The 23,701-nt window shown below is 62.4% G+C and carries 22 protein-coding genes and 1 pseudogene; 18 read left to right on the top strand and 5 right to left on the bottom strand.

Annotated elements, in window-relative coordinates; all coding sequences use genetic code 11:
• Nucleotides 1-54: 54 nt before the first annotated feature.
• From NKJ04_RS06865 to NKJ04_RS06840, 6 genes and pseudogenes are all read left to right on the top strand, one after another.
• Nucleotides 55-1,709: pseudogene (locus NKJ04_RS06865) on the top strand (ABC transporter substrate-binding protein).
• Nucleotides 1,710-1,798: 89 nt separating this feature from the next.
• Complete coding sequence (locus NKJ04_RS06860) at nucleotides 1,799-2,596, top strand: DUF427 domain-containing protein (RefSeq protein WP_245273042.1); 798 nt, start codon at nucleotides 1,799-1,801, stop codon at nucleotides 2,594-2,596.
• Between the two features lie 79 nt (nucleotides 2,597-2,675).
• Nucleotides 2,676-3,440, top strand: coding sequence for an SDR family oxidoreductase (locus NKJ04_RS06855; RefSeq protein WP_127291028.1), 765 nt, complete (start codon nucleotides 2,676-2,678; stop codon nucleotides 3,438-3,440).
• 420 nt (nucleotides 3,441-3,860) lie between these two features.
• Nucleotides 3,861-4,835, top strand: a complete 975-nt coding sequence (locus tag NKJ04_RS06850) for an ABC transporter substrate-binding protein (protein WP_127291030.1) — start codon at nucleotides 3,861-3,863, stop codon at nucleotides 4,833-4,835.
• Nucleotides 4,836-4,913: 78 nt separating this feature from the next.
• Nucleotides 4,914-5,999, top strand: coding sequence for a quaternary amine ABC transporter ATP-binding protein (locus tag NKJ04_RS06845; protein ID WP_352550932.1), 1,086 nt, complete (start codon nucleotides 4,914-4,916; stop codon nucleotides 5,997-5,999).
• The gene (locus NKJ04_RS06840; RefSeq protein WP_352674059.1) at nucleotides 5,996-7,978 is read left to right on the top strand and encodes an ABC transporter permease; all 1,983 of its coding nucleotides are present in this window, start codon (nucleotides 5,996-5,998) and stop codon (nucleotides 7,976-7,978) included. Before NKJ04_RS06845 ends, NKJ04_RS06840 begins: the two co-directional genes overlap by 4 nt.
• Nucleotides 7,979-7,989: 11 nt before the next feature.
• Here the strand turns inward: NKJ04_RS06840 and NKJ04_RS06835 are convergent, their stop codons facing one another.
• Nucleotides 7,990-9,348, bottom strand: coding sequence for a trimethylamine monooxygenase (locus NKJ04_RS06835; protein ID WP_128302438.1), 1,359 nt, complete (start codon nucleotides 9,346-9,348; stop codon nucleotides 7,990-7,992).
• A gap of 316 nt (nucleotides 9,349-9,664) precedes the next feature.
• Here NKJ04_RS06835 and NKJ04_RS06830 point away from each other — a divergent pair, with 316 nt between their 5' ends.
• Complete coding sequence (locus NKJ04_RS06830) at nucleotides 9,665-10,381, top strand: helix-turn-helix domain-containing protein (protein ID WP_352674057.1); 717 nt, start codon at nucleotides 9,665-9,667, stop codon at nucleotides 10,379-10,381.
• 166 nt (nucleotides 10,382-10,547) lie between these two features.
• On the opposite strand, the gene NKJ04_RS06825 is transcribed toward NKJ04_RS06830, so the two are convergent.
• Genes NKJ04_RS06825 through NKJ04_RS06810 form a run of 4 tightly spaced genes read right to left on the bottom strand, consistent with a single transcriptional unit; the run spans nucleotide 10,548 to nucleotide 14,331 of the window.
• Nucleotides 10,548-11,588 carry a heme-dependent oxidative N-demethylase family protein gene (locus NKJ04_RS06825; protein ID WP_352674055.1) on the bottom strand — a complete coding sequence of 347 codons (1,041 nt, stop codon included), beginning with the start codon at nucleotides 11,586-11,588 and terminating at the stop codon, nucleotides 10,548-10,550.
• A gap of 9 nt (nucleotides 11,589-11,597) precedes the next feature.
• Nucleotides 11,598-12,563, bottom strand: coding sequence for a PDR/VanB family oxidoreductase (locus NKJ04_RS06820; protein ID WP_352674054.1), 966 nt, complete (start codon nucleotides 12,561-12,563; stop codon nucleotides 11,598-11,600).
• Nucleotides 12,560-13,156 (bottom strand): dimethylamine monooxygenase subunit DmmA family protein, encoded by a 597-nt coding sequence (locus NKJ04_RS06815; protein ID WP_352674052.1) that lies wholly within the window; start codon nucleotides 13,154-13,156, stop codon nucleotides 12,560-12,562. Before NKJ04_RS06815 ends, NKJ04_RS06820 begins: the two co-directional genes overlap by 4 nt.
• Before the next feature lie 41 nt (nucleotides 13,157-13,197).
• The gene (locus NKJ04_RS06810; RefSeq protein WP_352674051.1) at nucleotides 13,198-14,331 is read right to left on the bottom strand and encodes an aminomethyl transferase family protein; all 1,134 of its coding nucleotides are present in this window, start codon (nucleotides 14,329-14,331) and stop codon (nucleotides 13,198-13,200) included.
• 287 nt (nucleotides 14,332-14,618) lie between these two features.
• On the opposite strand from NKJ04_RS06810, the gene NKJ04_RS06805 reads away from it, so the two are divergent.
• From NKJ04_RS06805 to NKJ04_RS06755, 11 genes are all read left to right on the top strand, one after another.
• Nucleotides 14,619-14,906 (top strand): hypothetical protein, encoded by a 288-nt coding sequence (locus tag NKJ04_RS06805; protein ID WP_352674049.1) that lies wholly within the window; start codon nucleotides 14,619-14,621, stop codon nucleotides 14,904-14,906.
• Between the two features lie 12 nt (nucleotides 14,907-14,918).
• Nucleotides 14,919-15,296 (top strand): hypothetical protein, encoded by a 378-nt coding sequence (locus tag NKJ04_RS06800; RefSeq protein ID WP_023808734.1) that lies wholly within the window; start codon nucleotides 14,919-14,921, stop codon nucleotides 15,294-15,296.
• A 36-nt stretch (nucleotides 15,297-15,332) separates the two neighbouring features.
• On the top strand, nucleotides 15,333-15,494 hold the full coding sequence (locus tag NKJ04_RS06795) for a hypothetical protein (RefSeq protein WP_013532900.1): 162 nt from the start codon (nucleotides 15,333-15,335) through the stop codon (nucleotides 15,492-15,494).
• 14 nt (nucleotides 15,495-15,508) lie between these two features.
• Nucleotides 15,509-16,912, top strand: coding sequence for an APC family permease (locus tag NKJ04_RS06790; RefSeq protein WP_023808735.1), 1,404 nt, complete (start codon nucleotides 15,509-15,511; stop codon nucleotides 16,910-16,912).
• 45 nt (nucleotides 16,913-16,957) lie between these two features.
• Entirely contained in the window at nucleotides 16,958-17,647 is a 690-nt protein-coding gene (locus tag NKJ04_RS06785) for a hypothetical protein (protein WP_352628558.1), read from the top strand.
• Complete coding sequence (locus NKJ04_RS06780) at nucleotides 17,644-17,967, top strand: hypothetical protein (protein WP_127291046.1); 324 nt, start codon at nucleotides 17,644-17,646, stop codon at nucleotides 17,965-17,967. Before NKJ04_RS06785 ends, NKJ04_RS06780 begins: the two co-directional genes overlap by 4 nt.
• 103 nt (nucleotides 17,968-18,070) lie before the next feature.
• On the top strand, nucleotides 18,071-18,967 hold the full coding sequence (locus NKJ04_RS06775; protein ID WP_023808738.1) for a class II glutamine amidotransferase: 897 nt from the start codon (nucleotides 18,071-18,073) through the stop codon (nucleotides 18,965-18,967).
• 4 nt (nucleotides 18,968-18,971) lie between these two features.
• Nucleotides 18,972-19,697, top strand: coding sequence for a GltB/FmdC/FwdC-like GXGXG domain-containing protein (locus tag NKJ04_RS06770; RefSeq protein WP_128302431.1), 726 nt, complete (start codon nucleotides 18,972-18,974; stop codon nucleotides 19,695-19,697).
• A gap of 6 nt (nucleotides 19,698-19,703) precedes the next feature.
• Nucleotides 19,704-21,032 (top strand): FMN-binding glutamate synthase family protein, encoded by a 1,329-nt coding sequence (locus tag NKJ04_RS06765; protein WP_023808740.1) that lies wholly within the window; start codon nucleotides 19,704-19,706, stop codon nucleotides 21,030-21,032.
• A 63-nt stretch (nucleotides 21,033-21,095) separates the two neighbouring features.
• Nucleotides 21,096-22,403, top strand: coding sequence for a type III glutamate--ammonia ligase (glnT, locus tag NKJ04_RS06760; RefSeq protein WP_023808741.1), 1,308 nt, complete (start codon nucleotides 21,096-21,098; stop codon nucleotides 22,401-22,403).
• 36 nt (nucleotides 22,404-22,439) lie between these two features.
• Nucleotides 22,440-23,693, top strand: a complete 1,254-nt coding sequence (locus NKJ04_RS06755) for a sarcosine oxidase subunit beta family protein (protein ID WP_352674048.1) — start codon at nucleotides 22,440-22,442, stop codon at nucleotides 23,691-23,693.
• Nucleotides 23,694-23,701 lie beyond the last annotated feature (8 nt).

Here is a 23,701-nt window from a genome sequence, read left to right as displayed (position 1 = left end):
GCAGTCAACAATGAACTAGATGACTGAATCCCAAGACAAGCGAGGAATCCAGCCATGCCCAAGCATTTCCGGATGATCGACAACGCTCGCAGAACGCTCACTGCAATCAAAATTCCGCTGTCGACGAATTGCTGGCCGGCAGGATGGGCCGGCGCGACTTCCTGCGCCATGGCAGCGTGCTTGGCCTCTCCCTGCCGTTCCTGGGCAGCCTTGTCGCGGCCGCCGGCCTCGGTACGCAGCAGGCACGCGCCGAGGGCAAGCCGGGCGGCACGGTGCGCGCCGGCGTGGCGACGCCGGGCGGCGCCATCGATCCCGTCACCTACTATGACAGCGGCAGCTATCAGCTGGTTTTCCAGACCGCCGAGTTTCTCTGCATCACGCAGCCGGACCTCACCTTGAAGCCGGTGCTGGCGGAAAGCTGGGCGCCGAACGAGGACGGCAGCATCTGGACCTTCAAGCTGCGCAAGGGCGTGAAATTCCACAATGGCGAGGACTTCAAGGCCGACGACGTCGTCGCAACCTTCGATCGGCTGGCCGACCCCAACGGTGCCTCCAACGCGCTGTCGGTGTTCAAGGGGCTGCTGTCGAAGGGCGGCACCCGGAAGGTCGACGACCACACCGTCGCCTTCCATCTCGATGCGCCGAATGGCAGCTTTCCCTATTCGGTGTCGATCGACAACTATAACGCCGTCATCCTGCCGGCGAGCTACAAGGGCGACTACGAAAAGACGTTTGAAGGCACCGGGCCGTTCCGGCTGGAGACCTACACGCCGAAGGTCGGCGCGACCTTCATCCGCAACCCAGACTATTGGGGTGAGAAAGCGCTGCCCGACCGGCTCGAGTTCAAGTTCTACGGTGACGTGCAACCGCGCATCCTGGCGCTGCAGGCGGGCGAGGTCGACATTCTCGATGCTGTTCCGCTCGATGTCAGCCAGGTCGTGCTGAACAGTCCTGATATCACCGTGTTGCGTGTCGCTTCGACCGCGCACCGCCAGCTTCACATGCGCTGCGACACCGGCCCGTTCACCGACAAGCGCGTACGCCAGGCGCTGGCGCTGTGCATCGACCGCTCCAAGCTGGTCGACGGCTTGTGCCGCGGCATGGCGGCGACCGGGAATGACAGCCCGTTCGCGCCGGCCTTCCCTGCGACCGACAAGTCGGTGCCGCAACGCGTCCAGGAGATCGCCAAGGCCAAGCAGTTGCTCGAGGCGGCGGGTCTCGCCGAAGGCTTCGACATCACGCTGACCACGCTGCGCTATTCCGACATTCCGGGCTATGCGCAATTGTTCCAGAATTTCGCCAAGGAAATCGGTGCCCGCATCTCGCTCAACATCGAGGACCAGGACAGATATTACGGCAAGGCGGTGTTCGGCCAGTCGGACTGGCTGGACAGCCCGCTCGGCATTACCGACTACGCGCATCGCAGCGTGCCGAACGTGTTTCTCAAGAGCCCGCTGGTCAGCGACGGCCCGTGGAACGCGGCGCATTTCAAGAGCCCGGCCTATGACGGCATGGTCACCAGCTATCTCAAGGCGCTCGATGTCGGCGCGCAGCGCGCCGCCGCCTCCGACATCCAGAAACTGCTGCTCGACGAGACGCCTGTCATCTTCAGCTATTTCCCCGATCTGCTGGTGCCGGTGCGCAAGAATGTCAGCGGCCTGCCGCCGATCGCGGCCGGCCTGCTGCTCGACCGCGTGTCGTTGAGCTGATCGTGCCCCAACGCCCGATGACAAAAGAAACAAAACGGGAGACTACCATTCGCAAGCCTCATTTGCGCGGCCGTGGGCCGCATTTTCCCTTGCTGGACACCCTCGTGCAGTATGAATTCGAGCCGGGCTACATAGCCTTCACCATGCCGACGCAGAAGCGACTGCGTGTGCAGGTGGGGTCGATGACCGTGGCCGATACGACCAATGCCTTGGTGTTCTACGAATCCGATCACCTGCCGGTCTACTATTTCCCGATCGGCGACGTTCGCGAGGAATTCCTGCTGCCGAGCAAGACCACGACAGAGGATCCGTTCAAGGGCACAGCCACCCACTATTCGCTCAACACCGGCATCACGCTGGTCGAGGATGCGGCCTGGCGCTATCTCGATCCGGTCAAGGGCTGTCCCCCGATATCGGACTACATGTCGTTCACCTGGAGCAAGATGGGCCACTGGTTCGAGGAGGACGAGGAGATCTTCGTCCACGCCCGCGATCCGTTCCGCCGGATCGACTGCCTGCCGTCGTCGCGGCGCGTGCAGGTCATCCTCGACGGCGAACAGGTCGCCGATTCACGCCGCGGCGTGTTCCTGTTCGAGACCGGCCATCCGGTGCGCCACTATCTGCCGATCGCCGACACGCGGCTCGATATGTTCGCGCCCAGCCGCTACATCTCGCGTTGTCCTTACAAGGGCATCTCCAGCTATTATCACGTGACGACGAAGGCCAAACGTCACGAGAACCTCGTCTGGTATTATCCGGAACCGGTGCACGAGGCAGAGCGCATCAAGGGGCTGGTCTGCTTCCACCACGAACTGGTCGACAAGATCCTGGTCGACGGCGTCGAAATCCCGAAGGAAGCCACGGCCGCGTCGAGCGGTTATTTCTGAGCATCGACGCCGCCTGCGCGCGGGCGCTTGATCGAAACACGGCTCAGCCATACCCTCTCCGAGGCAGGGAGGGCACTCGATGGATCTTTTCAAGCTGGATGGCGATGTCGCGCTGGTCACCGGCGCCGGTAGCGGCATCGGCCAGGCAATCGCGATCGGGCTCGCCGAGGCAGGTGCCGACGTCGCCTGTTTCGGCCATACATCGAAGGGTGGGCTGGACGAGACCGCGCACCGAATCGCGGCACTCGGCCGCAAAGCGCTGGTGCTGACCGGTACAGTGACATCGCAGAGCGATCTCGCGGCTGCGATCGATCGCGTTGAGAGCGAACTCGGTGCGCTCACCGTCGCCGTCAACAATGCCGGCATTGCCGGCTCCGAACCCGCCGAGACGATGCCGCTGGAGACATGGCAGAAGGTTCACGACGTCAATGTCGCCGGCGTGTTCCTGTCCTGTCAGGCCGAAGCGCGCAAGATGTTGGTGCGAGGCAAGGGCTCGATCATCAACATCGCCTCGATGTCGGGCACCATCGTCAACCGCGGCCTGACGCAGGCGCACTACAACTCTTCGAAGGCCGCCGTCATCCACATGTCGAAGAGCTTCGCCATGGAGTGGGCCGATCGCGGCCTGCGCGTCAATGTCGTCAGTCCGGGCTACACGCTGACGCCGATGAACAAGCGGCCGGAGGTGGCGGAAGAAGTGAAGATCTTCAAGCGCGACACGCCGATGGGGCGCATGGCGGCGCCGGAGGAAATGGTCGGGCCGACGGTGTTCCTCGCCAGCCGCGCAGCGAGCTTCGTCACCGGCCTCGACCTGATTGTCGATGGCGGCTACGTCTGCTGGTAAGAGCTCAGCTTCGCCTGCAGTCTGAATTTGTACGTCTCGCGAAGCGTTAGTCGTTGCGCGACATGAACCTTGGTATATATAATTTCATCCTATGAAACGGCCTTGGCGAGATGGGGCTTACCAGGCGGGTAGCCGAGATCATAGGACCTTGATGGCTCGCACCTTGCAGGGGCGCCGCAGGACTGGCAATCGATCCGCAGATGACCGCTCCCGCAGCGATCCGTCGGCAGCCATGACGCCGACACTCCAATCCTGTCCCATCATCACCAGAATTGAGCACCATCTTGCCTGCGCTGGCCAAAGCCGGGGCAACAATTTGGCGCCGACGGCCTTGCGCAAAGACCAGCCTTTCCAACACAATCAAGAAAAGCCGCAAGAAGGGAACGAACGATAATTTTCACAGTTTGAAGGAGAACAAGCATGTCACTTCGCAGTGTGATTTCGAACTTAACAATGGGAGCCTTCGCGCTTGCCGCCGCAAGTGCGCTTACATCACCGGCTTACGCAGCCGCGCCGGAATCGAACGACCCGATCAAGATCGCGCTGTTCGACTGGACCAGCGTCAACCTGAACGCCAAGATCCTCGGCGGCATCCTGGAAAAGCTCGGCTACACCGTCGAGTATCCCACCGCCGACTACCTCTCCAGCCTGACCACCGGTCTCACCAATGGCGATCTCGATGTCGGCATGGAATTCTGGGACACGACTGCCGGCGAAGCCATGAAAGCCTCCGATGCGACCGGCCAGACCGAACGGCTCGGCAAGCTCGGACCCAAGGCCAAGGAAGAGTGGTGGTTTCCCGAATACATGAAGGAGAAATGCCCGGGCCTGCCCAACTGGGAAGCGCTGAAAGACCCGAAGTGTGCCGAGGCCTTCTCGACGGCGGAGACCGCACCGAAGGGGCGCTACCTCGGTGGCCCGGTGACATGGGAAGGCTTTGACGACGAGCGCGTCGAGGCACTGAAGCTGCCCTTTACCGTCATCCATGCCGGCACCGACGCGGCGATGTTCGCCGAACTGGACTCGGCCTATCAGCGCAAGGCGCCGATCATGCTGTGGATCTATTCGCCGCACTGGGCGCCGGCCAAGTACAAGGGCGAGTGGGTGGAATTCCCCGAATACACGCCCGAGTGCTACAACGACCCGAAATGGGGCACCAATCCCGACGCCAAATATGATTGCGGCAAGCCGCATGGCGAGATCTGGAAGTACTCCTGGTCCGGCATGAAGGACAAATGGCCGGTCGCCTACAAGGTGGCCAAGGCCTACACGGTCGACACCGACGAACTCAACAAGATGAGCGGCGAGATCGATCTCGGCGGCAAGACGCCGGAAGATGTCGCCGCAGCCTGGATCGCCGCCCACGAGGCCGACTGGAAAGCCTGGGCGCAGTGATCGTTCCAACTGGAAAAATGAGACCCGGCTGCTTGATCAGCCGGGTCTCAATTCTTGATGTTCCAGAAGGACGTTTGAATGACGGGCAAGACTGAACGGGAGCCAAACGTGGTGGGCACGCCAAAGGATGCCCGTCCGATAAAGCTCGCCTGCCGCAACGTCTGGAAGCTGTTCGGATCGAACGCGGCCAACTTCATCCGCGAACGCGACGGCAAGGCCAGCATGGCAGACGTCACTGCTGCCGGGCTGGTCGGCGCGGTGCGCGCCGTCGACCTCGAAATCCGCCAGGGCGAGATTTTCATCATCATGGGCCTGTCGGGCTCCGGCAAGTCGACGCTGGTCCGCTGCATGTCGCGGCTGGTCGAGCCGACCCATGGCAAGGTCGAATTCGAAGGCAATGACCTCCTGAAAATCTCCGATGCAGCACTCATCGAATTGCGGCGGCACCGCATGGGCATGGTGTTCCAGAACTTTGCCCTGCTGCCGCATCTCAACGTGCTGGAGAACATCGCCTTCCCGCTCGGCATCCAGGGTCAGGACCGGGCGACACGCGAAGCGCGGGCGCGCGAGGTCATCGAACTTGTCGGCCTGCGTGGCCGCGAGCATTTCTATCCGCGCGAGCTGTCCGGCGGCCAGCAGCAGCGTGTCGGCATCGCCCGGAGCCTGGCGACAAAACCGGAAATCTGGTTCCTCGACGAGCCGTTCTCGGCGCTCGATCCGCTGATCCGCCGCGAAATGCAGGACGAGCTGATGCGGCTGCAGACCATGCTGCACAAGACCATCGTCTTCATCACCCATGATTTCGACGAGGCCATCCGGCTGGCCGACCGCATCGCCATCATGAAGGATGGCGAGGTCATCCAGATCGGCACGCCGGAGGAGCTGGTGGTCAATCCGGCGACCGACTATGTCGCCGAGTTCACCCGGGACGTCGACCGCGCCAAGGTTATTTCAGCACGCAGCCTGATGCGCGCCTGCGACGGCTCGGAACATGGCGGCACCGTTGCCCCGGATGCCAAGATCGCCAGCTTCTCGGCCGGCATCGTTGCCGCCAACAAGCCGTTCGCGGTGGTCAACGGCACCGGCAAGCCGATCGGCGAGGTGACGCCGCAAGCGGTGATCGATCTGCTGGCCGGCATCGATCGCTCAAGGGTCGGCGCATGACGGTGACAGCAAGCGCCAGCGAGGCAAGGCCACGGCCGATTCAGGTATGGCTGCTGATCTGGGCGGCAGCGCTTACCGTTGTGCTTGTCGTGCTCCTGCTGCAGGATCGCCTGCCCTGGGCCGTCAATTATCCGGCCAGCGCCGTCGTGCCGGTCGCCGATTGGGTCAGCGCGCTGATGCGCTGGATCAAGTCGAACCTGTCCTGGTTGACCCGCTCGATCACCGCTGTGCTCGGCGTTCCCCTCGATTTCGCGCTCAATCTGTTGGCCAAGAATTTCAAGATCGGCCACGGCGCTGACGCCTATATCCTGCCGCGCCTGTCCTGGGTCGGCGTCTGCGCCGCCGCCTTCCTCGCCGGTCATGCCGTTGGCGGCAGAAAACTCAGCCTGCTGGTAGGCGGCTGCTTCCTCTACATCGCCCTGTTCGGCCAATGGACCAGTGCCATGCTGACGCTGGCGCTGATTTCCATCGCGGTGCCGTTCTGCATCGTCACCGGCCTGTTCGCCGGCATCTGGGCGTGGCGCAAGCCATGGGCGGAAAGGCTTGTCGTCTCCCCTGCCCTTGACCTGATGCAGACGATCCCGACTTTCGCCTATCTGATCCCGATGCTACTGCTGTTCGGCAACAGCCCGGTCTCGGCGATGATCGCGACCGCCATCTTCGCCACCCCGCCGATGGTGCGGGCGACGATGCTGGGCCTATCGCGGGTGCCGTCAGAGATCGACGATTTCAGCGAAATGGCTGGCTGCACGGCGCGGCAGAAACTGTGGCGGGTGCTTTTGCCGTCGGCGCGGCCGACACTGATGATCGGCGTCAACCAGGTCATCATGCTGGCGTTGAACATGGTGATCATCGCCTCGATGATCGGCGCCGGCGGCCTCGGCTACGACGTGCTCCTGGCGCTGCGCGCACTGAAGGTTGGCGAGGCGATGGAAGCCGGCCTTGCCATCGTGGCACTGGCCATTGCGCTCGACCGGCTGAGCCAGGCCGTCGCGCACAGCCAAGCAAAGGGCCATGTCCATCAGGCGATCAGCCCGAGCCTCTGGCGGCGCTACCCCAACCTGACGCTGGCGATCGCCATTCTCGTCGTGACGACGCTGCTTGGCCTGTTCGTGCCCGCCTTCGCGGCGGTGCCAAAAGCGATCACCTTCACCACCGCACCGCTGTGGAAGGCGGCGGTGAACTGGGTGACGATCAATTTCTTCGACATGATCGAAGCGTTTCGCGTGGCGCTCATCCTCAATCTGCTGAACCCGCTGCGCGCCTTTTGCGAGGGCTTTCCCTGGCTGGGCGCGGTATTCCTGCTCGGCCTCGCCGGCTATCAACTCAGCGGCTTCCGCCTCGCTGTATTGGTCGCCGCATTGACTGCCTTCTGCGCCATCACCGGCCTGTGGGAAAAGACCATGGCGACGGTCTATCTCTGCGGTATCTCTGCCTTCATCGCCTGCCTGATCGGCATTCCCATCGGCCTGATGGCTTCACGCAGCGATCGTTTCGAGAAGATCGTCACACCGGTCATCGATACGCTGCAGGTGCTTCCATCCTTCTGCTTCATCATCCCGGTGGTGATGCTGTTTCGGGTCGGCGACGTCACCGCGATGATCGCAACGATAGCCTTCGCCGTGGTACCGGCGATCCGCTACACCAATCACGGCATCAGGCAGGTGCCGCCGGCGCTGATCGAGGCAGCCAAGGTTTCCGGGTGCACGCCACGCCAGACCTTCTTTCGCGTGCAACTGCCGCTGGCGCTGCCGGAGATCATGCTTGGCGTCAACCAGACGATCCTGATGGCGCTGGCGATGATCATCATTTGCGCCATGGTCGGCACCCGCGATCTCGGCCAGGAAGTGTTCATCGCGCTGTCCAAGGCCGATTCCGGCCGCGGCATCGTCGCGGGCTTGGCAATCGCTTTCATCGGCATCGTCGCCGACCGACTGTTCGGCGCCTGGACGGCGAAGGCCAGGGCGAGGCTGGGATAGCAGGCGCCGCCCTACTCCGCCGCGACGCCCTTCATCTCGAGATAGCTCTCCATCGAATCGTCCAGCGCCTGCAGCCACGGCGTATGATGCAGCGGCGCCATGGTCCCGGTCATCAGCGAGCGGTAGGCGTGGTCGCGGAAGCCCATGATGTTCTCCGCCTTGTGATGTTCCCATTCCATGAAGGTCTGGTTGACCGCCTCGACGTCGAAGCCCGGATAGTCGGTCTGGTCCATCAATTCCTTGGTGTAGTCGCCCTGGAACCAGATCATCTGCTCGGCGTCTTCGAGCGTTTCCTCACGCGTCCTCCATTTCGCGCCGTGCTCGGCCATTGCCTTGGCCGACGGCAGCTTGATGCGGCCCATGATGACGTCGCGGGCGAACCAGGCCTGCGCGTCGAACATGTTGAAGGTGTAGAACTGGTCCTGCATGCCGATGAAGGACAATTTCGGGTTCTTTTCCCAGACGACGCCCTCATAGAGCCCGTCCGGCCACATGCGGTTGGCGGTCTTCAGCTTCAGGTCCTCGGTGAGGAACGGGAAGGAGTGCAGGTAGCCCGTGCACAGGATGATGGCATCGACATCCCTAGTGGTGCCATCCTTGAAATGCGCGGTCTTGCCGACGACCTTCTGCAGCAGCGGCACCTCTTTCCAATTGTCGGGCCATTTGAAGCCCATCGGCTTCGAGCGGTAGCTGGAGGTGATCGATTTGGCGCCGTATTTGTAGCATTGCGAGCCGATGTCCTCGGCCGAATAGGAGCGGCCGATGATCAATATATCCTTGCCCTTGAACTCCATCGCGTCGCGGAAATCGTGGCTATGCAGGATGCGGCCGTTGAAGGTCGAAAAGCCCTCGAAATAGGGCACGTTGGGCACCGAGAAATGCCCGGAAGCGACGACGACATTGTCGAACTCTTCCGAATAGGTGACGTCGTTGGTGCGGTCATGCGCGGTGACGGTGAATTTCTTCGTCTCGTCGGAAAACGTCACCATGCGCACCGGGCTGTTGAAGCGCACCCATTTGCGAAGGCCTGATTTCTCGACGCGTCCCTTGATGTAGTCCCACAGCACGGCGCGCGGCGGATAGGAGCCAATCGGCCGGCCGAAATGCTCCTCGAAGGTGTAGTCGGCGAATTCCAGGCATTCCTTCGGTCCGTTCGACCAGAGGTAGCGGTACATCGAGCCGTGCACCGGATCGCCATGCTCGTCGAGGCCGGTGCGCCAAGTGTAGTTCCACAGGCCGCCCCAATCCGACTGCTTTTCGAAGCAGACGATCTCGGGAATGTCGGCGCCCTTGTCGGCCGCCGACTTGAAGGCCCTGAGCTGTGCCAGGCCGGACGGGCCGGCTCCGATGACGGCAACGCGACTTTTCATGGCAGGCCTCCCGATCTGGTTTCGACTTTGTCTTGACGCAATTCCCAAGGGGAAAGCGCTATGCGCCTTTCCCGGAATTGCTCTTACGAAACAAATTTCACTCACAGGACAGTAATTGGCCCTTTCGTGCTGTCAACAGCCCGATGCTGAAACAAGGTTCCGCCGATGTGGATTTCCCGCGAAAAACCGGACGCTGCCAAACATCATTATCGTGCGCATGCGCGTTCACGCGACTTGCCGTCGCAGTTGCGCTCCTGTATCGGCACCTGACATGTTCACCTAGAGTGAAATAAATCCCAGGAGTGCCGGGGGCGACATGGCGAAGAAGGTTTCCGATCCCAAGGCTGGTCTCGCCGGTGCGACGGCCAATCCGCTGCCAAAGGTTTCGGCCGACGGCAAGACCATCCGCGCGCCGCTGACGCAGAACCCGCATGCCATTCGCGACACGCGCGAAAAAGTGCTGGAGGTGGCGATCGGCCGCGAGGTGCGGGCGTTCCGCAAGAAACTCGGTATCACCGTCGCTGATCTCGCGGTCGCCACCGACATTTCGCTGGGCATGCTGTCGAAGATCGAGAATGGTATCACCTCGCCGTCGCTGACCACCTTGCAGGCGCTGTCGCGGGCGCTCGGCGTTCCTGTCACCGCCTTTTTCCGCCGCTTCGAGGAAGAGCGCAGCGCCGTCTTCGTCAAGGCCGGCCAAGGCCTCGATGTCGAGCGCCGCGGCACCCGTGCCGGTCATCAGTACAATCTGCTCGGCCATATCGGCTCCAACACCAGCGGCGTCGTCGTCGAGCCCTATCTGATCACGCTGACCGAGGATTCCGATGTGTTCCCGACCTTCCAGCATGAGGGCATGGAGTTCCTCTACATGCTCGAAGGCGAGGTCGTTTACCGCCACGGCAGCAACCTCTACCCGATGAAGCCCGGCGACAGCCTGTTCTTCGATGCCGACGCACCGCACGGGCCGGAGCAACTGACGAAACTGCCGATGCGGTATCTGTCGATTATCTGCTATCCGCAGAGCGCGGGGTGAGCGGGACGCAAGCAGCCCTCACCCGGATTGGCAACCGAATTGCGAAGGGCAATTCGGGGCAATCCGACCTCTCCCCGAGGGGAGAGGAGGCTGGCGCCAGCGTTGGCTATCTCTTCTCCCCTCGGGGAGAAGGTGGCCGCGTAGCGGCCGGATGAGGGGGCCTTGCTCAATCCGGCCCAAACCCCGGACTTGTCGCGCTCCCATCATCCAGCTTCGACAGCCACTCGACCAACGCGGGGCGATAACGCGTCAAGCCCTTGTAGTTGGCAAGCTCCTCGGGCAGGTCACGGATGACGCGGTGCAGGCGCCGTGCCCATTTTGGTTGCGTCGCCAGCTCGTCCATCTTGATAAGATAGCAGCGGATCGGGAAGACGATGCCGTTGGAGCGCGGCAGGCGCCAGAAACTCTGCAGCTCGACACGCAGATGTACCTTGTCGCCGACATTGTCCGGCGTCACCGTCGCCCGGTCCGGACCCCATTTGTGGTAGTTCTCGGGGCTGGTGTCGAGGCGCGGATTGATGGTCATCGTCCAATTCAGGCGCCGCGCCGGCTTGCCCTGCTGGATGTTGGTGAGGAATTTCAGCGCCCTGACGAAAATCCCCTTCTCATGCGCCAGCGGCACCGGCGCATGCCATTCGAAGAAGTTCATGCCGATGTCGAAATCGAGCGACCAGTCGGCCTGGGTGGTGACCATGCCGGCATCCATCCACAGATTGCCGTCGCGCTGGTCGAGGATGCAGAAATCGCCCTGGCTTTGCCGGGTGATGTATTCCATCGGGCCGTAAGGCAGCGTCGAGGTGTCGCCGAAAGTGAAGGTGTCGTCGATACCGAGCGGCCGGTTGATCCAGCGCCAGCGATCGCCGTCGCGGGTCAGCGTGAAATGCTCGGGATAGCCCAGCGCCTGCTGCTCCATCAAAAGCTCGAGCAGGTCCCAGCCGGCCAGCGTCATGTGCGGCAGCGACTGGCAGCGCAGCGGATCCTCGGCCAGGACCAGTGCGCGGTCCTGCATCTCGGCGACATAGTGCTCGTCGACGTCGATCAGGTTTTCCAGCACGCTGCCCCTGGGCCCGACGACATGCGGCTCGATGTTGACCGCATACATGTAGGCGTCTTCGTGGAACGGGAACGGGAAGCGCCTGATGTGCTCAGGGCTGTTCTTGAAGGTGAAGTCGTCGCGGAACGTTTCCTTGCGAAAGGTAATGCCCATGATCTTCTCCTACCGTTCCAGGACCAGCGACCGGCCCTCGAAGCGCGACACGCACGGCATGATCTTCCTGCCCGAACGGTGCTCTTCCTCGCTCAGCCAGTGGTCGTTGTGGATGAACCTGCCGTCGCAAGAGATGACGTTGGTCTCGCACTGGCCGCAGACGCCGCCGCGGCAGAGATAGGGCGGATCGACGCCGGCCGCCTCGATCGCCTCGAGCAGGCTCTGCTGTTCATCGACGCGGATCGCCTTGCCGCTGACGGCAAGCGTCACGTCGAACGCCAGTCCGGGTTGAGGTGCCGCGAAATGCTCGAAATGCACAGTTTCCGCCGGCCAGCCAAGGCTTGCCGCGCGATCGCGCACCCAGTTGATCATCCCGGCCGGGCCGCAGACATAGAGATGCGTGCCGAGCGGCTGCGTCGACAGCAACCGGTCGAGTTCGATGCGCTCCTCGAGGTCGTCGTGATAGAGCCTGACCCGGCGGTCGTAGCGCTCGCGCAGCACATCGGCATAGGTGCCGAGCGATGCGGTGCGGCAGGTGTAGTGCAGTTCGAAATTGCCGCCTTCCGCCGCAAGCTGAGCGGTCTGCGCCATGAACGGCGTGATGCCGATGCCGCCGGCCAGCATCAGATGCTTTTTGGCGCGCAGGTCGAGCGAGAACAGGTTGACGGGGTAGCTGACCACCATCTCCATGCCGGGCTTGACGCTCCGGTGCATGAACAGCGAGCCGCCACGGCCGACATCGTCGCGGCGTACCGAGATCGTGTATTCGCGCGTGTCGAGCGGCGAGCCCATCAGCGAATAGGGATTGAGCCTGGTGCGTTCGCCGTCGCGCATCTCGACCACGACATGGGCGCCGCCGGAAAAAGTCGGCAAGAGCTGCCCGTCGCGCCGGCGAAAATGGAAGCGGGTGACGAGGTCGTTGACCGGGACGACGTCGCTGACAACGACATCGAGTTTTGTTGTTCCGGTGCTCATCGAAAAATCTCCTCCATCGGAGGAATCTCCGAGCGATCTTCCGCATTGATGCAGACGCCCTGGAAGGCTGCGATGCGCCTGGAATAATGGTCGCGCACCAGAAGCAGCAGGCCGCAATGCGCGCAGGTCGCCGGCTGCGTCGTCACATTCTCCGTGATGCCCTTGCAATGGACGCATTGCATGCGGCGCGCCAGCGAGCCGCGGTGCTCGGTCTGGATCGAGGTGTGGTCGATGCCGGCTTCAAGCGCCAACTGCATCGCCTGGCCGATCAGGCCCTCGGTGCCGGCGAGATAGAGGCGCAAGCCCATATGCGCGTTGGCCAGTGTCTGCCTCAGCCGTGGCAGCAGGCTGGCAAAGGACGGCGCCTGGTGGAACTGTGCCGGCTTCAACGCTTCGAGCGCGACGGCATGTTTGCCGTCCGGCCCTGGAATGAAGACGATTTCGGCGTCGTCGAAAAACCCGGGCGGCGCCCTCCCGGCCATCTCCGCTATCGCCAGCGCCCCTTCCGCGTCCGCGATGAAAAGATGATGCTTGCCGGGTTGCGGAGACAAGGTTCCGTAAACGGGCCGGCTGATGATACTTTTGGCTGCCATTTATGTCTTCGTGCCTCGAACCCCTCGGTGTTGACTATGCCTCAACCTTTCGCCGTGCGCTTGGTCTTCTTGGGATCGTCGAATGGAAGCGGCTGCGCCGTCGCCTTGATGGCACCGCTCTTGTTGCGGATTTCGAGCTTGGTGTCCTGGACCGCGCAGTCGACATCGAGCCGGGCGATGCCCATCGATTTCTCGACCAGCGGCGAATACATGGCGCAGGTCACCACGCCGACCTTTTTGCCGTCGCGATAGACCGGCGCACCTTCGTCGGCCGGCTCCTTGCCGTCGAGCAGCACGCCATAGATCTTGAAGCGCTCCTTGCCTTTCAGGCGATAGTGCTCCTCGGCGCCGCGAAAGCCGGTCTTGCCGGGGCTGACGGTGAAGTCGAGGCCGAGTTCCCACAGCGTGTCGCCCGGGCCTTCGTTCTCAAACGGATACTTCTGCGAATTGTCGTAGGGGTAGAAGAGCAGATAACTTTCGACGCGCAGCATGTCGAGCGTGGTGAAGCGGCACGGAATGATGCCGCCGCTCTTGCCCTCGTCGAGGATCCTGTCCCAGATCGTGCCGGCATCCTGGCCGCGGCAGAAGATCTCGTAGCCGCGCTCGCCGGTATAGCCGGTGCGCGAGATCATCACCGGAAGACCGAACAGCTGCGTCTGCATGTGATGGAAATAGTTGAGGTCGCGAATACCCGGCACGTGCTTGGCCAGATAGTCGACCGCTGTCGGACCCTGCAGCGACAGATCGTGCAGATTGTCGTCGAAGCGCAGCGAGACGTCGCGTCCTACCGAAGCACGCTGCAACTCCTCATGGCCGGTGCCCGAACCATGCACGACCATCCATGCATTGGGGCCGGTGCGGTAGAGGATGCAATCGTCGGTGAATTTTCCCGCCTCGTTCAGCATGCAGGCATAGGCCGACTTGCCGGGATAGATCTTTTCGACATCGCGCGTCGTCGCCAGGTCGATCAGGTGTGAGGCATGCGGTCCGGTGATGTGGACTTTCTTGAGGCCGGAGACATCCATCAGACCAGCCTTGGTGCGGATGGCGATGTACTCCTCGTCGGCATCCTTGTCGTAGGTCCAGGCGGTTCCCATGCCGCTCCAGTCTTCGAGCTTCGAACCGAGCGCTCGGTGGCGATCCGCCAGGGTCGAAAATCTCCAGGATGCCGTCATCCGCTCGTCCTCCGTTTCGAAAAATCTCTTGCTGTTCCCTGCCCCCTGCGCAGCGGCGGGAGCTTTGGCCGAATATTGACCGCAAACCTCCGGGCGCCGCAATACCCATAAGCAATTAATTTCATTGTCAGGCAAAATCCGTCACGCACAGCAAACGGTTAACCCCACGTAAATCGTGCTTGACAATTGCGGAATTCGGACTGAATTTATGAAAAAAATTTCACTCTGTTGAAAGAGGACGGCGGACGGGAGATTCGGAACCGGACGGCGGAAAAGGGGAGAAACCGATGTCAGACATGCAGCAGCGCATCGAAGCGCTGTACCGTTCCGACGTGCGCGGAGCCGCGCTCCTGATCGTCTGCCTGTGGGCGACAATCGTCTTCGTCCTCCTCATGACATGGCCCTACATCCCGCACAGCGGCATCAAGGCCGTGGTGGCTATCGCTGCCGCCGCCGTGCTGATCTTCAACACCGCGGCCATCCTGGCGATGGTCAAGCACTACAAGGAAGACAAGGAATTCATCTACGGGCTCGACATCAAGAACGCCGACGCGTTCAGCAACCGCAAGTCCTGAGGGGTAGAAGAAATGTCCCGCTACACGCCGCCGGAGCAAAGCAAGGCCGGGCAGGTTTTCGACATCGCCGTCGTCGTCGTCGCCATTTTCGTGGCACTGTGGCTACCGCTCAAGCTGGGCCTCGCCGGCGCGGCGAAATCCATCGACGCGCTCGACGCCAAGACCTGGGAAGCGCTAGGCCAGAACCCGACCATGGCGTCTATCTGGGAAAAGCTCGGCTATACGCCCGAGACCGCGCACGACATCATCCAGAACCGCTTCCACTATGTCATCGACTGGCCGACGCTGATCATCATGGCGGCGGTGCTGATCGGTTATTTCATCTTCCTGTTTCGTGCATCAGACCGCGAATACCGCGACGTCATCAACGAAAAATTCGACGACAAGTAAGAGTTCTGAGGACGATCTAATTCGGGGGACACGATCATGTGGGTGGCACTCTCTTACGCATGCTGGGGCATCTCGATCGTGCTCGCTTTGTGGATGCTCTACGACTGGTTCAAGGTCGACACGACCTTCTCCGAAGAGGTGCTGACCTCCTCGCGCGAAGGCGAACTGGAAGCCACTTCCGAAAAACACCGGATCTGAGTGAGGATTGAACAATGACGATCGCACTTGAACCGGCTGCCCCGGCTGCCCAAGGGGACAGAGTTTCACTCCTGCGCGTGCTCGGACCGGCCCATGTCTGGGCGCTCGGCGTCGGCATCGTCCTGGTCGGCGAATTCACCGGCTGGAATTTCTCGGCCGACAAGGGTGGCGCACTGGCCGCGCTGATCGTCTGCTGGGTCGTGGGATTGCTCTACACCTCGGTCGCCATGATCGATTCCGAGGTGACATCGACCGTGGCCGCCGCCGGCGGCCAGTATGCGCAGGCAAAGCACATCGTCGGACCGCTGATGGCGTTCAACGTCGCGCTGTTCCTGGTCTTTGCCTACACCATGCTCGAAGTGTCCGACGCCATCCTGCTCGGCGACACCATCGTCGCCAAGGCCGGCGTCGAAGGGCTCACCCACAATTCCTTCATCGCCGCGACCATCGTCGTGCTGGCGTGGCTGAACTATCGCGGCGTGCTGATGACGCTCAACGTCAACTTCGTCATCACAGCAGTCGCCTATATCTCGATCGTCATCCTGTTCTTTTCGGTCAGCCCGTGGACGCAAGGCGCCGTGCTGAAGCTGAACGAGTTGGTCACTCCCGGCAATGCGCTCCCCTATGGCTGGATCGGCGTCATCGCCGCCTTCCAGTTCGGCATCTGGTACTATCTCGGCATCGAGGGCACCACACAGGCCGCCGAGGAAGTGCGCTCGCCGGCCCGCTCGCTGCCTTACGGCACCATGGCCGGCATGATCACGCTTTTGATCGCAGCCGCCATGACCTGGTATGTCTGCGCCTCGATGATGCCATGGGAATATCTCGGCATCACCTATTATCCGCTGTGGGACGCCGGCAAACTGACTGGCAGCCCGCTGCTCGAGAACCTGTTGTTCGTCGCCACGCTGCTTGCTGCAATGGCCTCCGCCAATGGCTGCATCAACGATGCGGCGCGCGCCTGGTTCTCGCTCGGCCGCGACCGCTATCTGCCGACATGGTTCTCGGCCGTGCATCCGAGATATCGCACGCCCTATCGTTCGATCCTGTTCCTGCTGCCGATCGCGCTGGCCTTCGCCTTCATCGCCGACCTCAACCAGGCGATCACCTTCTCGATCCTGTCGGGCGTGCTGCAATATACCTTCATGAGCATCAACATCATCATGTTCCGCAAGAAGTGGCCGCTGGGCTCGATCCGGCGCGGCTACACGCACCCCTTCCACCCGATCCCGGCCATCGTGCTGTTTTGCCTGTGCGTGGTGACCTTCTTCGCCATCTTCCTCGGCTTCGGCTCGCAGCTGATCGCCATGGTCGCCTTCTACTTCCTGATCTCACTGTGGTTCCATTTCTATCGCTACAAATTCGTGCGGCGCGGCGATCAGTTCACCATGCCGTGGCCGAAGCCGCAGGGTTATTGATGGGAGAAGGCCCGTCCATAGCCTGGGCGGGCCTGGCATGAGAAAATGTCCGAGGTGACATCAGCACTGCTGGCAGGGGCCATCGTCCTGGCTGTCGTTCTCCACCTTGCCCGGCAGGCGCGTGCCAGCCGCAGCAGGGCATCGATGGCGCTCGCCGTTGAGCAAGGCCGCATCCGCACAGTCATCGCCGACGCTGCCAATGTTTCGGATGGCACCGCCGGCGTCATCACCTGGGAAGGATCCTGGAACAGCAAACGTGTCCAGGTGCGCACCATCGTCGATACGCTGGCGACGCGAAAACTGCCGGCGCGCTGGCTCAGTGTTTCGATCACCGAAGAGGTCGCGGTGCCGGCGACGTTCGACATGATGATGCGGCCGGGATCGCCGACGACCTTCTCCAATTTCGATCATCTCGAGCACACGCTGCCGAAGAGCTCAGCATTTCCGGCTGAGGCCGTGTTGCGGACCGATCGCAGGGGCGTCCACTTCCCACTGGAGACCATCGCCGGCCACCTCGGGATTTTTTCCGAAGGGCGCGCCAAGGAACTGCTGATCACCCCGAAAGGGGTACGCATCGTGTGGCTGCTGGCCGAAGCCGAACGGGCGCGTTATGGCGTCTTTCGGCAGGCCGAATTCGGCGACGCCACACTCGATCCCGCGCTGATCGAAAGACTGCTGGTGTCGGTGTCGGCGCTTCGCGACGCCATCAACAAAAGCGAACGGCAGGCCGCATGACCATTCCCACCACTGCACCCACCAACCCCTATCTGGTTCTCGGCGCCGCAATCGTGTTGCCGGGAAGCGGGCATGTCATTCTCGGCGTGCCGGTGCGCGGCCTTCAGTTCCTTTTCTTCATGGTGATCCTGGCATGGGTGACGGCCAAGATCGCACCGTCGGATGCCAGCTTTGCCGGCCGTCACGCCGGCGGCTTCCTGATCTATGCCTTGTCGATTCTCGACGCCTACAAGATCGCTCGCATCCGCACCGCGAAATGGGTTCACAATGCCCGGCGAGACGGCGACAGTGCGCAGAGCGGCATTGAGCCGCATAGGTAACTAGAGGAATATTTTTTTCATACGATTGAATTTGTGCAACTCATTCGATACATCCTCTCTTAGCTACAAACGATCTCTTAGCTACAAACATCGGGAGGCTGACATGTGTGGAATTGTCGGACTGTTTTTGAAGGACAAGTCGCTGGAGCCCCAGCTTGGCGCGATGCTGTCGCAGATGCTGATCTCGCTCAGCGATCGCGGTCCCGACAGCGCCGGCATTGCCATCTATGGCGCGCCTTCCAAAAATGAGGCCAAGATCACCATTCAGTCGGCCAAGCCGGACCGCGATTTCCGCGGCCTCGAGGCGGAGCTCGCCAAGGCCATCGGCACCCCGGTGACGATCGCGGTGAAATCCACCCATGCGGTCGTCAGGACCACGCCCGCCAAGATCGATGAAGCGCGCGAAACCATCCAGACGCTGCGCCCCGACATCCGCATCATGGGCGCCGGCGACGTTGTCGAGATCTACAAGGAAGTTGGCCTGCCCGAGGCGGTCGTCGATCGCTTCGATGTCCGCAAGATGACCGGCACGCATGGCATTGGCCACACCCGGATGGCGACGGAATCGGCTGTGACGACAATGGGCGCGCATCCGTTCTCGACCGGCGCCGACCAGTGCCTTGTGCACAATGGCTCGCTGTCGAACCACAACAATGTCCGCCGCGAGTTGATCCGCGAAGGCATGAAATTCGAGACCGAGAACGACACTGAAGTGGCCGCCGCCTATCTCTCGTCGCAGATGGCGCATGGCAAGAATCTCGGCGAAGCGCTGGAAGGCACGCTCTCCGACCTCGACGGCTTCTTCACCTTCGTCGTCGGCACCAAGAACGGCTTTGGCGTGGTGCGCGATCCGATCGCCTGCAAGCCCGCCGTGATGGCCGAGACCGACCAGTATGTCGCCTTCGGCTCGGAATATCGCGCGCTGACCAAACTGCCCGGCATAGACAATGCGAGGGTCTGGGAACCCGAGCCCGCAACCGTCTATTTCTGGGAGCATTGAGTTCATGCCGGCGACCACGCTTTCAAAGACCGCGGCGCACGACCCTCGAGTCTTCGATCTCGACCAGCTGTCGTTGCGCGAACTCAACCAGGCGCTGCACAATCTGGCGCCCGGCTCGAACGAAACGGCATGGGAAGTGCTGAACCCGAAAGGCAGCCACTCGGTCGCCGTCGGCGTCGACCAGCCTGTTGCCATCGATGTGCGCGGCAGCGTCGGCTATTACTGCGGCGGCATGAATTCCGGCAGCACCATTACCGTGCATGGCTCGGCAGGCCCTGGCGTCGGCGAGAACATGATGTCGGGCTCGATCACCATCAAAGGCGACGCCAGCCAGTATGCCGGCGCCACCGGCAAGGGCGGCCTGCTGGTCATCGAAGGCAATGCCTCGTCGCGCTGCGGCATCTCGATGAAAGGCATCGACATCGTCGTGCACGGCAATATCGGCCACATGTCGGCTTTCATGGCGCAGTCGGGCAATCTGGTGGTGCTGGGTGATGCCGGCGACGCGCTGGGCGATTCCATCTACGAGGCGCGGCTCTTCGTGCGCGGCAAGGTCGACAGCTTGGGTGCCGACTGTATCGCCAAGGAGATGAGGGCCGAGCATCTGGAATTGCTGCAGGGCCTGCTCGACCGCGCCGGCGTGACCGGCGTCAAGCCGGCGGAGTTCAAGCGCTACGGCTCGGCGCGTACCCTCTACAATTTCAATATCGACAACGCCGACGCGTATTGAGGCAGCATGACCTATCGCAACCCGCCGACGACGCCGCGCAAATCCGCGACCTTCGACGACTACACGCTTTCCGAGATCCGCCGCGCCGCGGCGACCGGCATCTATGATATCCGTGGCGCCGGCGCCAAGCGCAAGCTGCCGCATTTCGACGACCTCCTGTTCCTCGGCGCCTCGATCTCGCGCTATCCGCTCGAAGGCTACCGCGAGCGCTGCGACACATCAGTCGTGCTCGGTTCACGCCATGCCAAGAAGCCGATCGAGCTGAAGATCCCGATCACCATCGCCGGCATGAGCTTCGGCTCGCTGTCGGGGCCCGCCAAGGAAGCGCTCGGGCGCGGCGCCACACTGTCGGGCACCTCGACCACCACCGGCGATGGCGGCATGACCGAGGAAGAGCGCGGCCATTCCAAGCAGCTGGTCTATCAATACCTGCCGTCGCGCTATGGCATGAACCTGCGCGATCTGCGCCGTGCCGATGCGATCGAAGTCGTCGTCGGCCAGGGCGCCAAGCCGGGTGGCGGCGGCATGCTGCTTGGCCAGAAGATTTCCGACCGCGTCGCCGAAATGCGCACGCTGCCGAAGGGCATCGACCAGCGCTCGGCCTCGCGCCATCCGGACTGGACGGGTCCCGACGATCTCGAGATCAAGATCCTCGAATTGCGCGAAATCACAGACTGGGAAAAGCCGATCTACGTCAAGGTCGGCGGTGCCCGGCCCTATTACGATACCGCGCTTGCGGTGAAGGCCGGCGCCGATGTCGTCGTCGTCGACGGCATGCAGGGCGGCACCGCAGCCACCCAGGAAGTGTTCATCGAAAATGTCGGCATGCCGACGCTTGCCTGCATCAGGCCGGCGGTGCAGGCGCTGCAGGATCTCGGCATGCACCGCAAGGTGCAGCTGATCGTCTCCGGCGGCATCCGCAACGGCGCCGATGTCGCCAAGGCGCTGGCGCTCGGCGTCGACGCGGTCTCGATCGGCACGGCGGCACTCGTCGCGCTCGGCGACAATGACCCGCGCTGGGAGGCGGAGTACAACGAGCTCGGCACCACGGCCGGCGCCTATGACGACTGGCACGAGGGGCGCGACCCCGCAGGCATCACCACGCAGGACCCCGAACTGATGAAGCGGGTCGACCCGGTGGCCGCCGGACGCCGGCTGGCGAACTACCTCAAGGTGATGACGCTGGAAGCGCAGACCATCGCCCGTGCCTGCGGCAAGAACAGCCTGCACAATCTGGAACCCGAGGACCTCGTCGCGCTGACGATCGAGGCAGCCGCTATGGCCGGCGTACCGCTGGCCGGCACCAACTGGATACCGGGGAAGAACGGCTTCTAATCAATGAAGGGCCGAAGCCCATACGCTCTGGGGCCACAATCGACAAAAAAATGGGGAACTTCCGTGACAGTTGATCTTGCTGAATTCGCAAGGGCGAAAAACGTCAAATATTTCATGATTTCCTACACTGACCTGTTCAGTGGCCAGCGTGCCAAGCTGGTGCCGGCGCAAGCCATCGCCGACATGCAGAAGGATGGCGCCGGCTTTGCCGGTTTCGCCACCTGGCTTGATCTGACGCCGGCGCATCCCGACATGCTGGCGGTGCCGGACCCGGACTCGGTGATCCAGCTGCCGTGGAAGCCGGAGGTCGCCTGGGTCGCCGCCAACTGCATCATGGACGACAAGGAGGTCGACCAGGCGCCGCGCAACACGCTGAATCGGCTGATCGCGGAAGCCGCCAGCGACGGCATGCACGTCAAGACCGGCGTCGAGGCCGAGTTCTTCCTGATCTCGCCGGACGGCAAGACGATTTCCGACGAATACGACACGGCCTCAAAGCCCTGCTACGACCAGCAAGCGGTGATGCGCCGCTACGACGTCATCGCCGAGATCTGCGACCACATGCTGGCGCTCGGCTGGGGCGCCTACCAGAACGACCACGAGGATGCCAACGGCCAATTCGAGATGAACTGGGCCTTCGACGACGCGCTGGCGACCGCCGACAAGCACTCGTTCTTCAAATTCATGGTCAAGTCGATCGCCGAGAAGCACGGCCTGCGCGCGACGTTCATGCCCAAACCCTTCCAGGGCCTGACCGGCAATGGCTGCCATGCCCATATCTCGGTCTGGGACAAATCGGGCAAGACCAACGTCTTCGCCGACAATGCGATGGAGCTTGGCCTGTCGGCCAAGGGCCGGAATTTCCTCGGCGGCATCATGAAGCATGCTTCCGCGCTGGCCGCGATCACCAACCCGACGGTCAATTCCTACAAGCGCATCAACGCGCCGCGCACCATTTCGGGCGCGACCTGGGCGCCGAACACGGTGACCTGGACCGGCAACAACCGCACCCACATGGTGCGCGTGCCCGGCCCCGGCCGCTTCGAACTGCGATTGCCGGACGGGGCGGCCAACCCCTATCTCCTGCAGGCGGTCATCATCGCCGCCGGCCTCGACGGCATCCGCTCGAAGGCAGATCCCGGCAAGCGCTACGACATCGACATGTACCAGCATGGGCACACGGTGAAGGGCGCGCCAAAACTGCCGCTCAATCTGCTCGACGCGCTGCGCGAGTTCGACAAGGACAAATCGCTCAAGGCGGCGCTGGGTGAGGAATTCTCGTCGGCCTACCTAAAGCTGAAGCACCAGGAATGGAATTCCTATGCTTCGCACTTCACGCAATGGGAGCGCGACCACACGCTGGATATCTGACCACCAGCGCGGTGCGAGCGACCTCGGAATGAACTGATGAAATATTCGATCTTCTCGCTCGCCCGTGCTGCCCTCTCCGGCCACAAGAACTGGCAACGCACCTGGCGTGACGCCACGCCGAAGGATCGCTACGATGTGGTGATCATCGGCGGTGGCGGCCATGGCCTTGCCACCGCCTGGTTTCTCGCCAGCGAGTACGGCATCAAGAATGTTGCCGTGCTCGAAAAAGGCTGGATCGGCTCCGGCAATGCCGGCCGCAACACCACCATCATCCGCTCCAATTACGGCCTGCCAGGCAATACCGGCTTTTACGAATTGTCGATGAAGCTGTGGGAGCGGATGGAGCAGGACCTCAACTACAATGCAATGGTCAGCCAGCGCGGCGTCATCAACCTCTACCACTCCGACGCGCAACGCGACGCTTATGCGCGGCGCGGCAACACCATGCGCATCAACGGCATCGACGCCGAACTGCTCGACCTCGCTGCCGTCAAGAAGATGATACCGTTCCTGAACTTCGACAATGCGCGCTTTCCCGTGCAAGGCGGGCTGTTGCAGCGACGCGGCGGCACGGCGCGGCACGATGCTGTTGTCTGGGGCTATGCGCATGCGGCGAGCGAACTCGGCGTCGACATCATCCAGAATTGCGAAGTCACCGGCTTCGTCAGGGACGCCAATGGCAAGGTGACCGGCGTCGAGACGTCGCGCGGCAAGATCGGCGCCGGCAAGGTCGGTATGGCTGTTGCCGGAAGTTCATCGCGCGTCGCGGCGATGGCCGGCCTGCGCCTGCCGATCGAAAGCCATGTGCTGCAGGCCTTCGTCTCCGAGGCGATCAAGCCGCTCATCCCTGGTGTCATGACCTTCGGCGCCGGCCATTTCTACGTCAGCCAGTCCGACAAGGGCGGGCTGGTGTTCGGCGGCGACATAGACGGCTACAATTCCTATGCCCAGCGCGGCAACATGCCTGTCATGGAGGACGTCTGCGAGGGCGGCATGGCGCTGATGCCGATGATCGGCCGCGTGCGTCTGCTGCGCCAGTGGGGCGGCATTATGGACATGTCGATGGACGGTTCGCCGATCATCGACAAGACGCCAGTCGACGGGCTCTATATCAACGCCGGCTGGTGTTATGGCGGCTTCAAGGCGACACCAGGCTCCGGCTTTGTCTTTGCCCACCTTCTGGCCCGCGATGAATCGCACGAAGAAGCCGCGCGGTTCCGCCTCTACCGGTTCCGGACTGGCGCCGTGATCGACGAAAAGGGCCAGGGCGCCCAACCGAACCTGCATTGAAGGCGGTC

This window comes from Mesorhizobium sp. M0618 (assembly GCF_040320765.1).
Taxonomy (GTDB): domain Bacteria; phylum Pseudomonadota; class Alphaproteobacteria; order Rhizobiales; family Rhizobiaceae; genus Mesorhizobium.
The sequence above is the reverse complement of the archived record's forward strand: the minus strand, read 5'-3'. Positions and strand labels throughout refer to the sequence as shown.

Coding starts and splice junctions, on each gene's coding strand:
- NKJ04_RS06800 (WP_023808734.1), top strand. CDS start 14,919: ATGTCCCGCTACACGCCGCCGGAGCAAAGCAAGGCCGGGCAGGTTTTC.
- NKJ04_RS06815 (WP_352674052.1), bottom strand. CDS start 13,156: ATGGCAGCCAAAAGTATCATCAGCCGGCCCGTTTACGGAACCTTGTCT.
- NKJ04_RS06840 (WP_352674059.1), top strand. CDS start 5,996: ATGACGGTGACAGCAAGCGCCAGCGAGGCAAGGCCACGGCCGATTCAG.
- NKJ04_RS06770 (WP_128302431.1), top strand. CDS start 18,972: ATGCCGGCGACCACGCTTTCAAAGACCGCGGCGCACGACCCTCGAGTC.
- NKJ04_RS06795 (WP_013532900.1), top strand. CDS start 15,333: ATGTGGGTGGCACTCTCTTACGCATGCTGGGGCATCTCGATCGTGCTC.
- NKJ04_RS06810 (WP_352674051.1), bottom strand. CDS start 14,331: ATGACGGCATCCTGGAGATTTTCGACCCTGGCGGATCGCCACCGAGCG.
- NKJ04_RS06830 (WP_352674057.1), top strand. CDS start 9,665: ATGGCGAAGAAGGTTTCCGATCCCAAGGCTGGTCTCGCCGGTGCGACG.
- NKJ04_RS06845 (WP_352550932.1), top strand. CDS start 4,914: ATGACGGGCAAGACTGAACGGGAGCCAAACGTGGTGGGCACGCCAAAG.
- NKJ04_RS06765 (WP_023808740.1), top strand. CDS start 19,704: ATGACCTATCGCAACCCGCCGACGACGCCGCGCAAATCCGCGACCTTC.
- NKJ04_RS06825 (WP_352674055.1), bottom strand. CDS start 11,588: ATGGGCATTACCTTTCGCAAGGAAACGTTCCGCGACGACTTCACCTTC.
- NKJ04_RS06820 (WP_352674054.1), bottom strand. CDS start 12,563: ATGAGCACCGGAACAACAAAACTCGATGTCGTTGTCAGCGACGTCGTC.
- NKJ04_RS06835 (WP_128302438.1), bottom strand. CDS start 9,348: ATGAAAAGTCGCGTTGCCGTCATCGGAGCCGGCCCGTCCGGCCTGGCA.
- NKJ04_RS06775 (WP_023808738.1), top strand. CDS start 18,071: ATGTGTGGAATTGTCGGACTGTTTTTGAAGGACAAGTCGCTGGAGCCC.
- NKJ04_RS06850 (WP_127291030.1), top strand. CDS start 3,861: ATGTCACTTCGCAGTGTGATTTCGAACTTAACAATGGGAGCCTTCGCG.
- NKJ04_RS06855 (WP_127291028.1), top strand. CDS start 2,676: ATGGATCTTTTCAAGCTGGATGGCGATGTCGCGCTGGTCACCGGCGCC.
- NKJ04_RS06755 (WP_352674048.1), top strand. CDS start 22,440: ATGAAATATTCGATCTTCTCGCTCGCCCGTGCTGCCCTCTCCGGCCAC.
- NKJ04_RS06790 (WP_023808735.1), top strand. CDS start 15,509: ATGACGATCGCACTTGAACCGGCTGCCCCGGCTGCCCAAGGGGACAGA.
- NKJ04_RS06785 (WP_352628558.1), top strand. CDS start 16,958: ATGTCCGAGGTGACATCAGCACTGCTGGCAGGGGCCATCGTCCTGGCT.
- NKJ04_RS06780 (WP_127291046.1), top strand. CDS start 17,644: ATGACCATTCCCACCACTGCACCCACCAACCCCTATCTGGTTCTCGGC.
- NKJ04_RS06805 (WP_352674049.1), top strand. CDS start 14,619: ATGTCAGACATGCAGCAGCGCATCGAAGCGCTGTACCGTTCCGACGTG.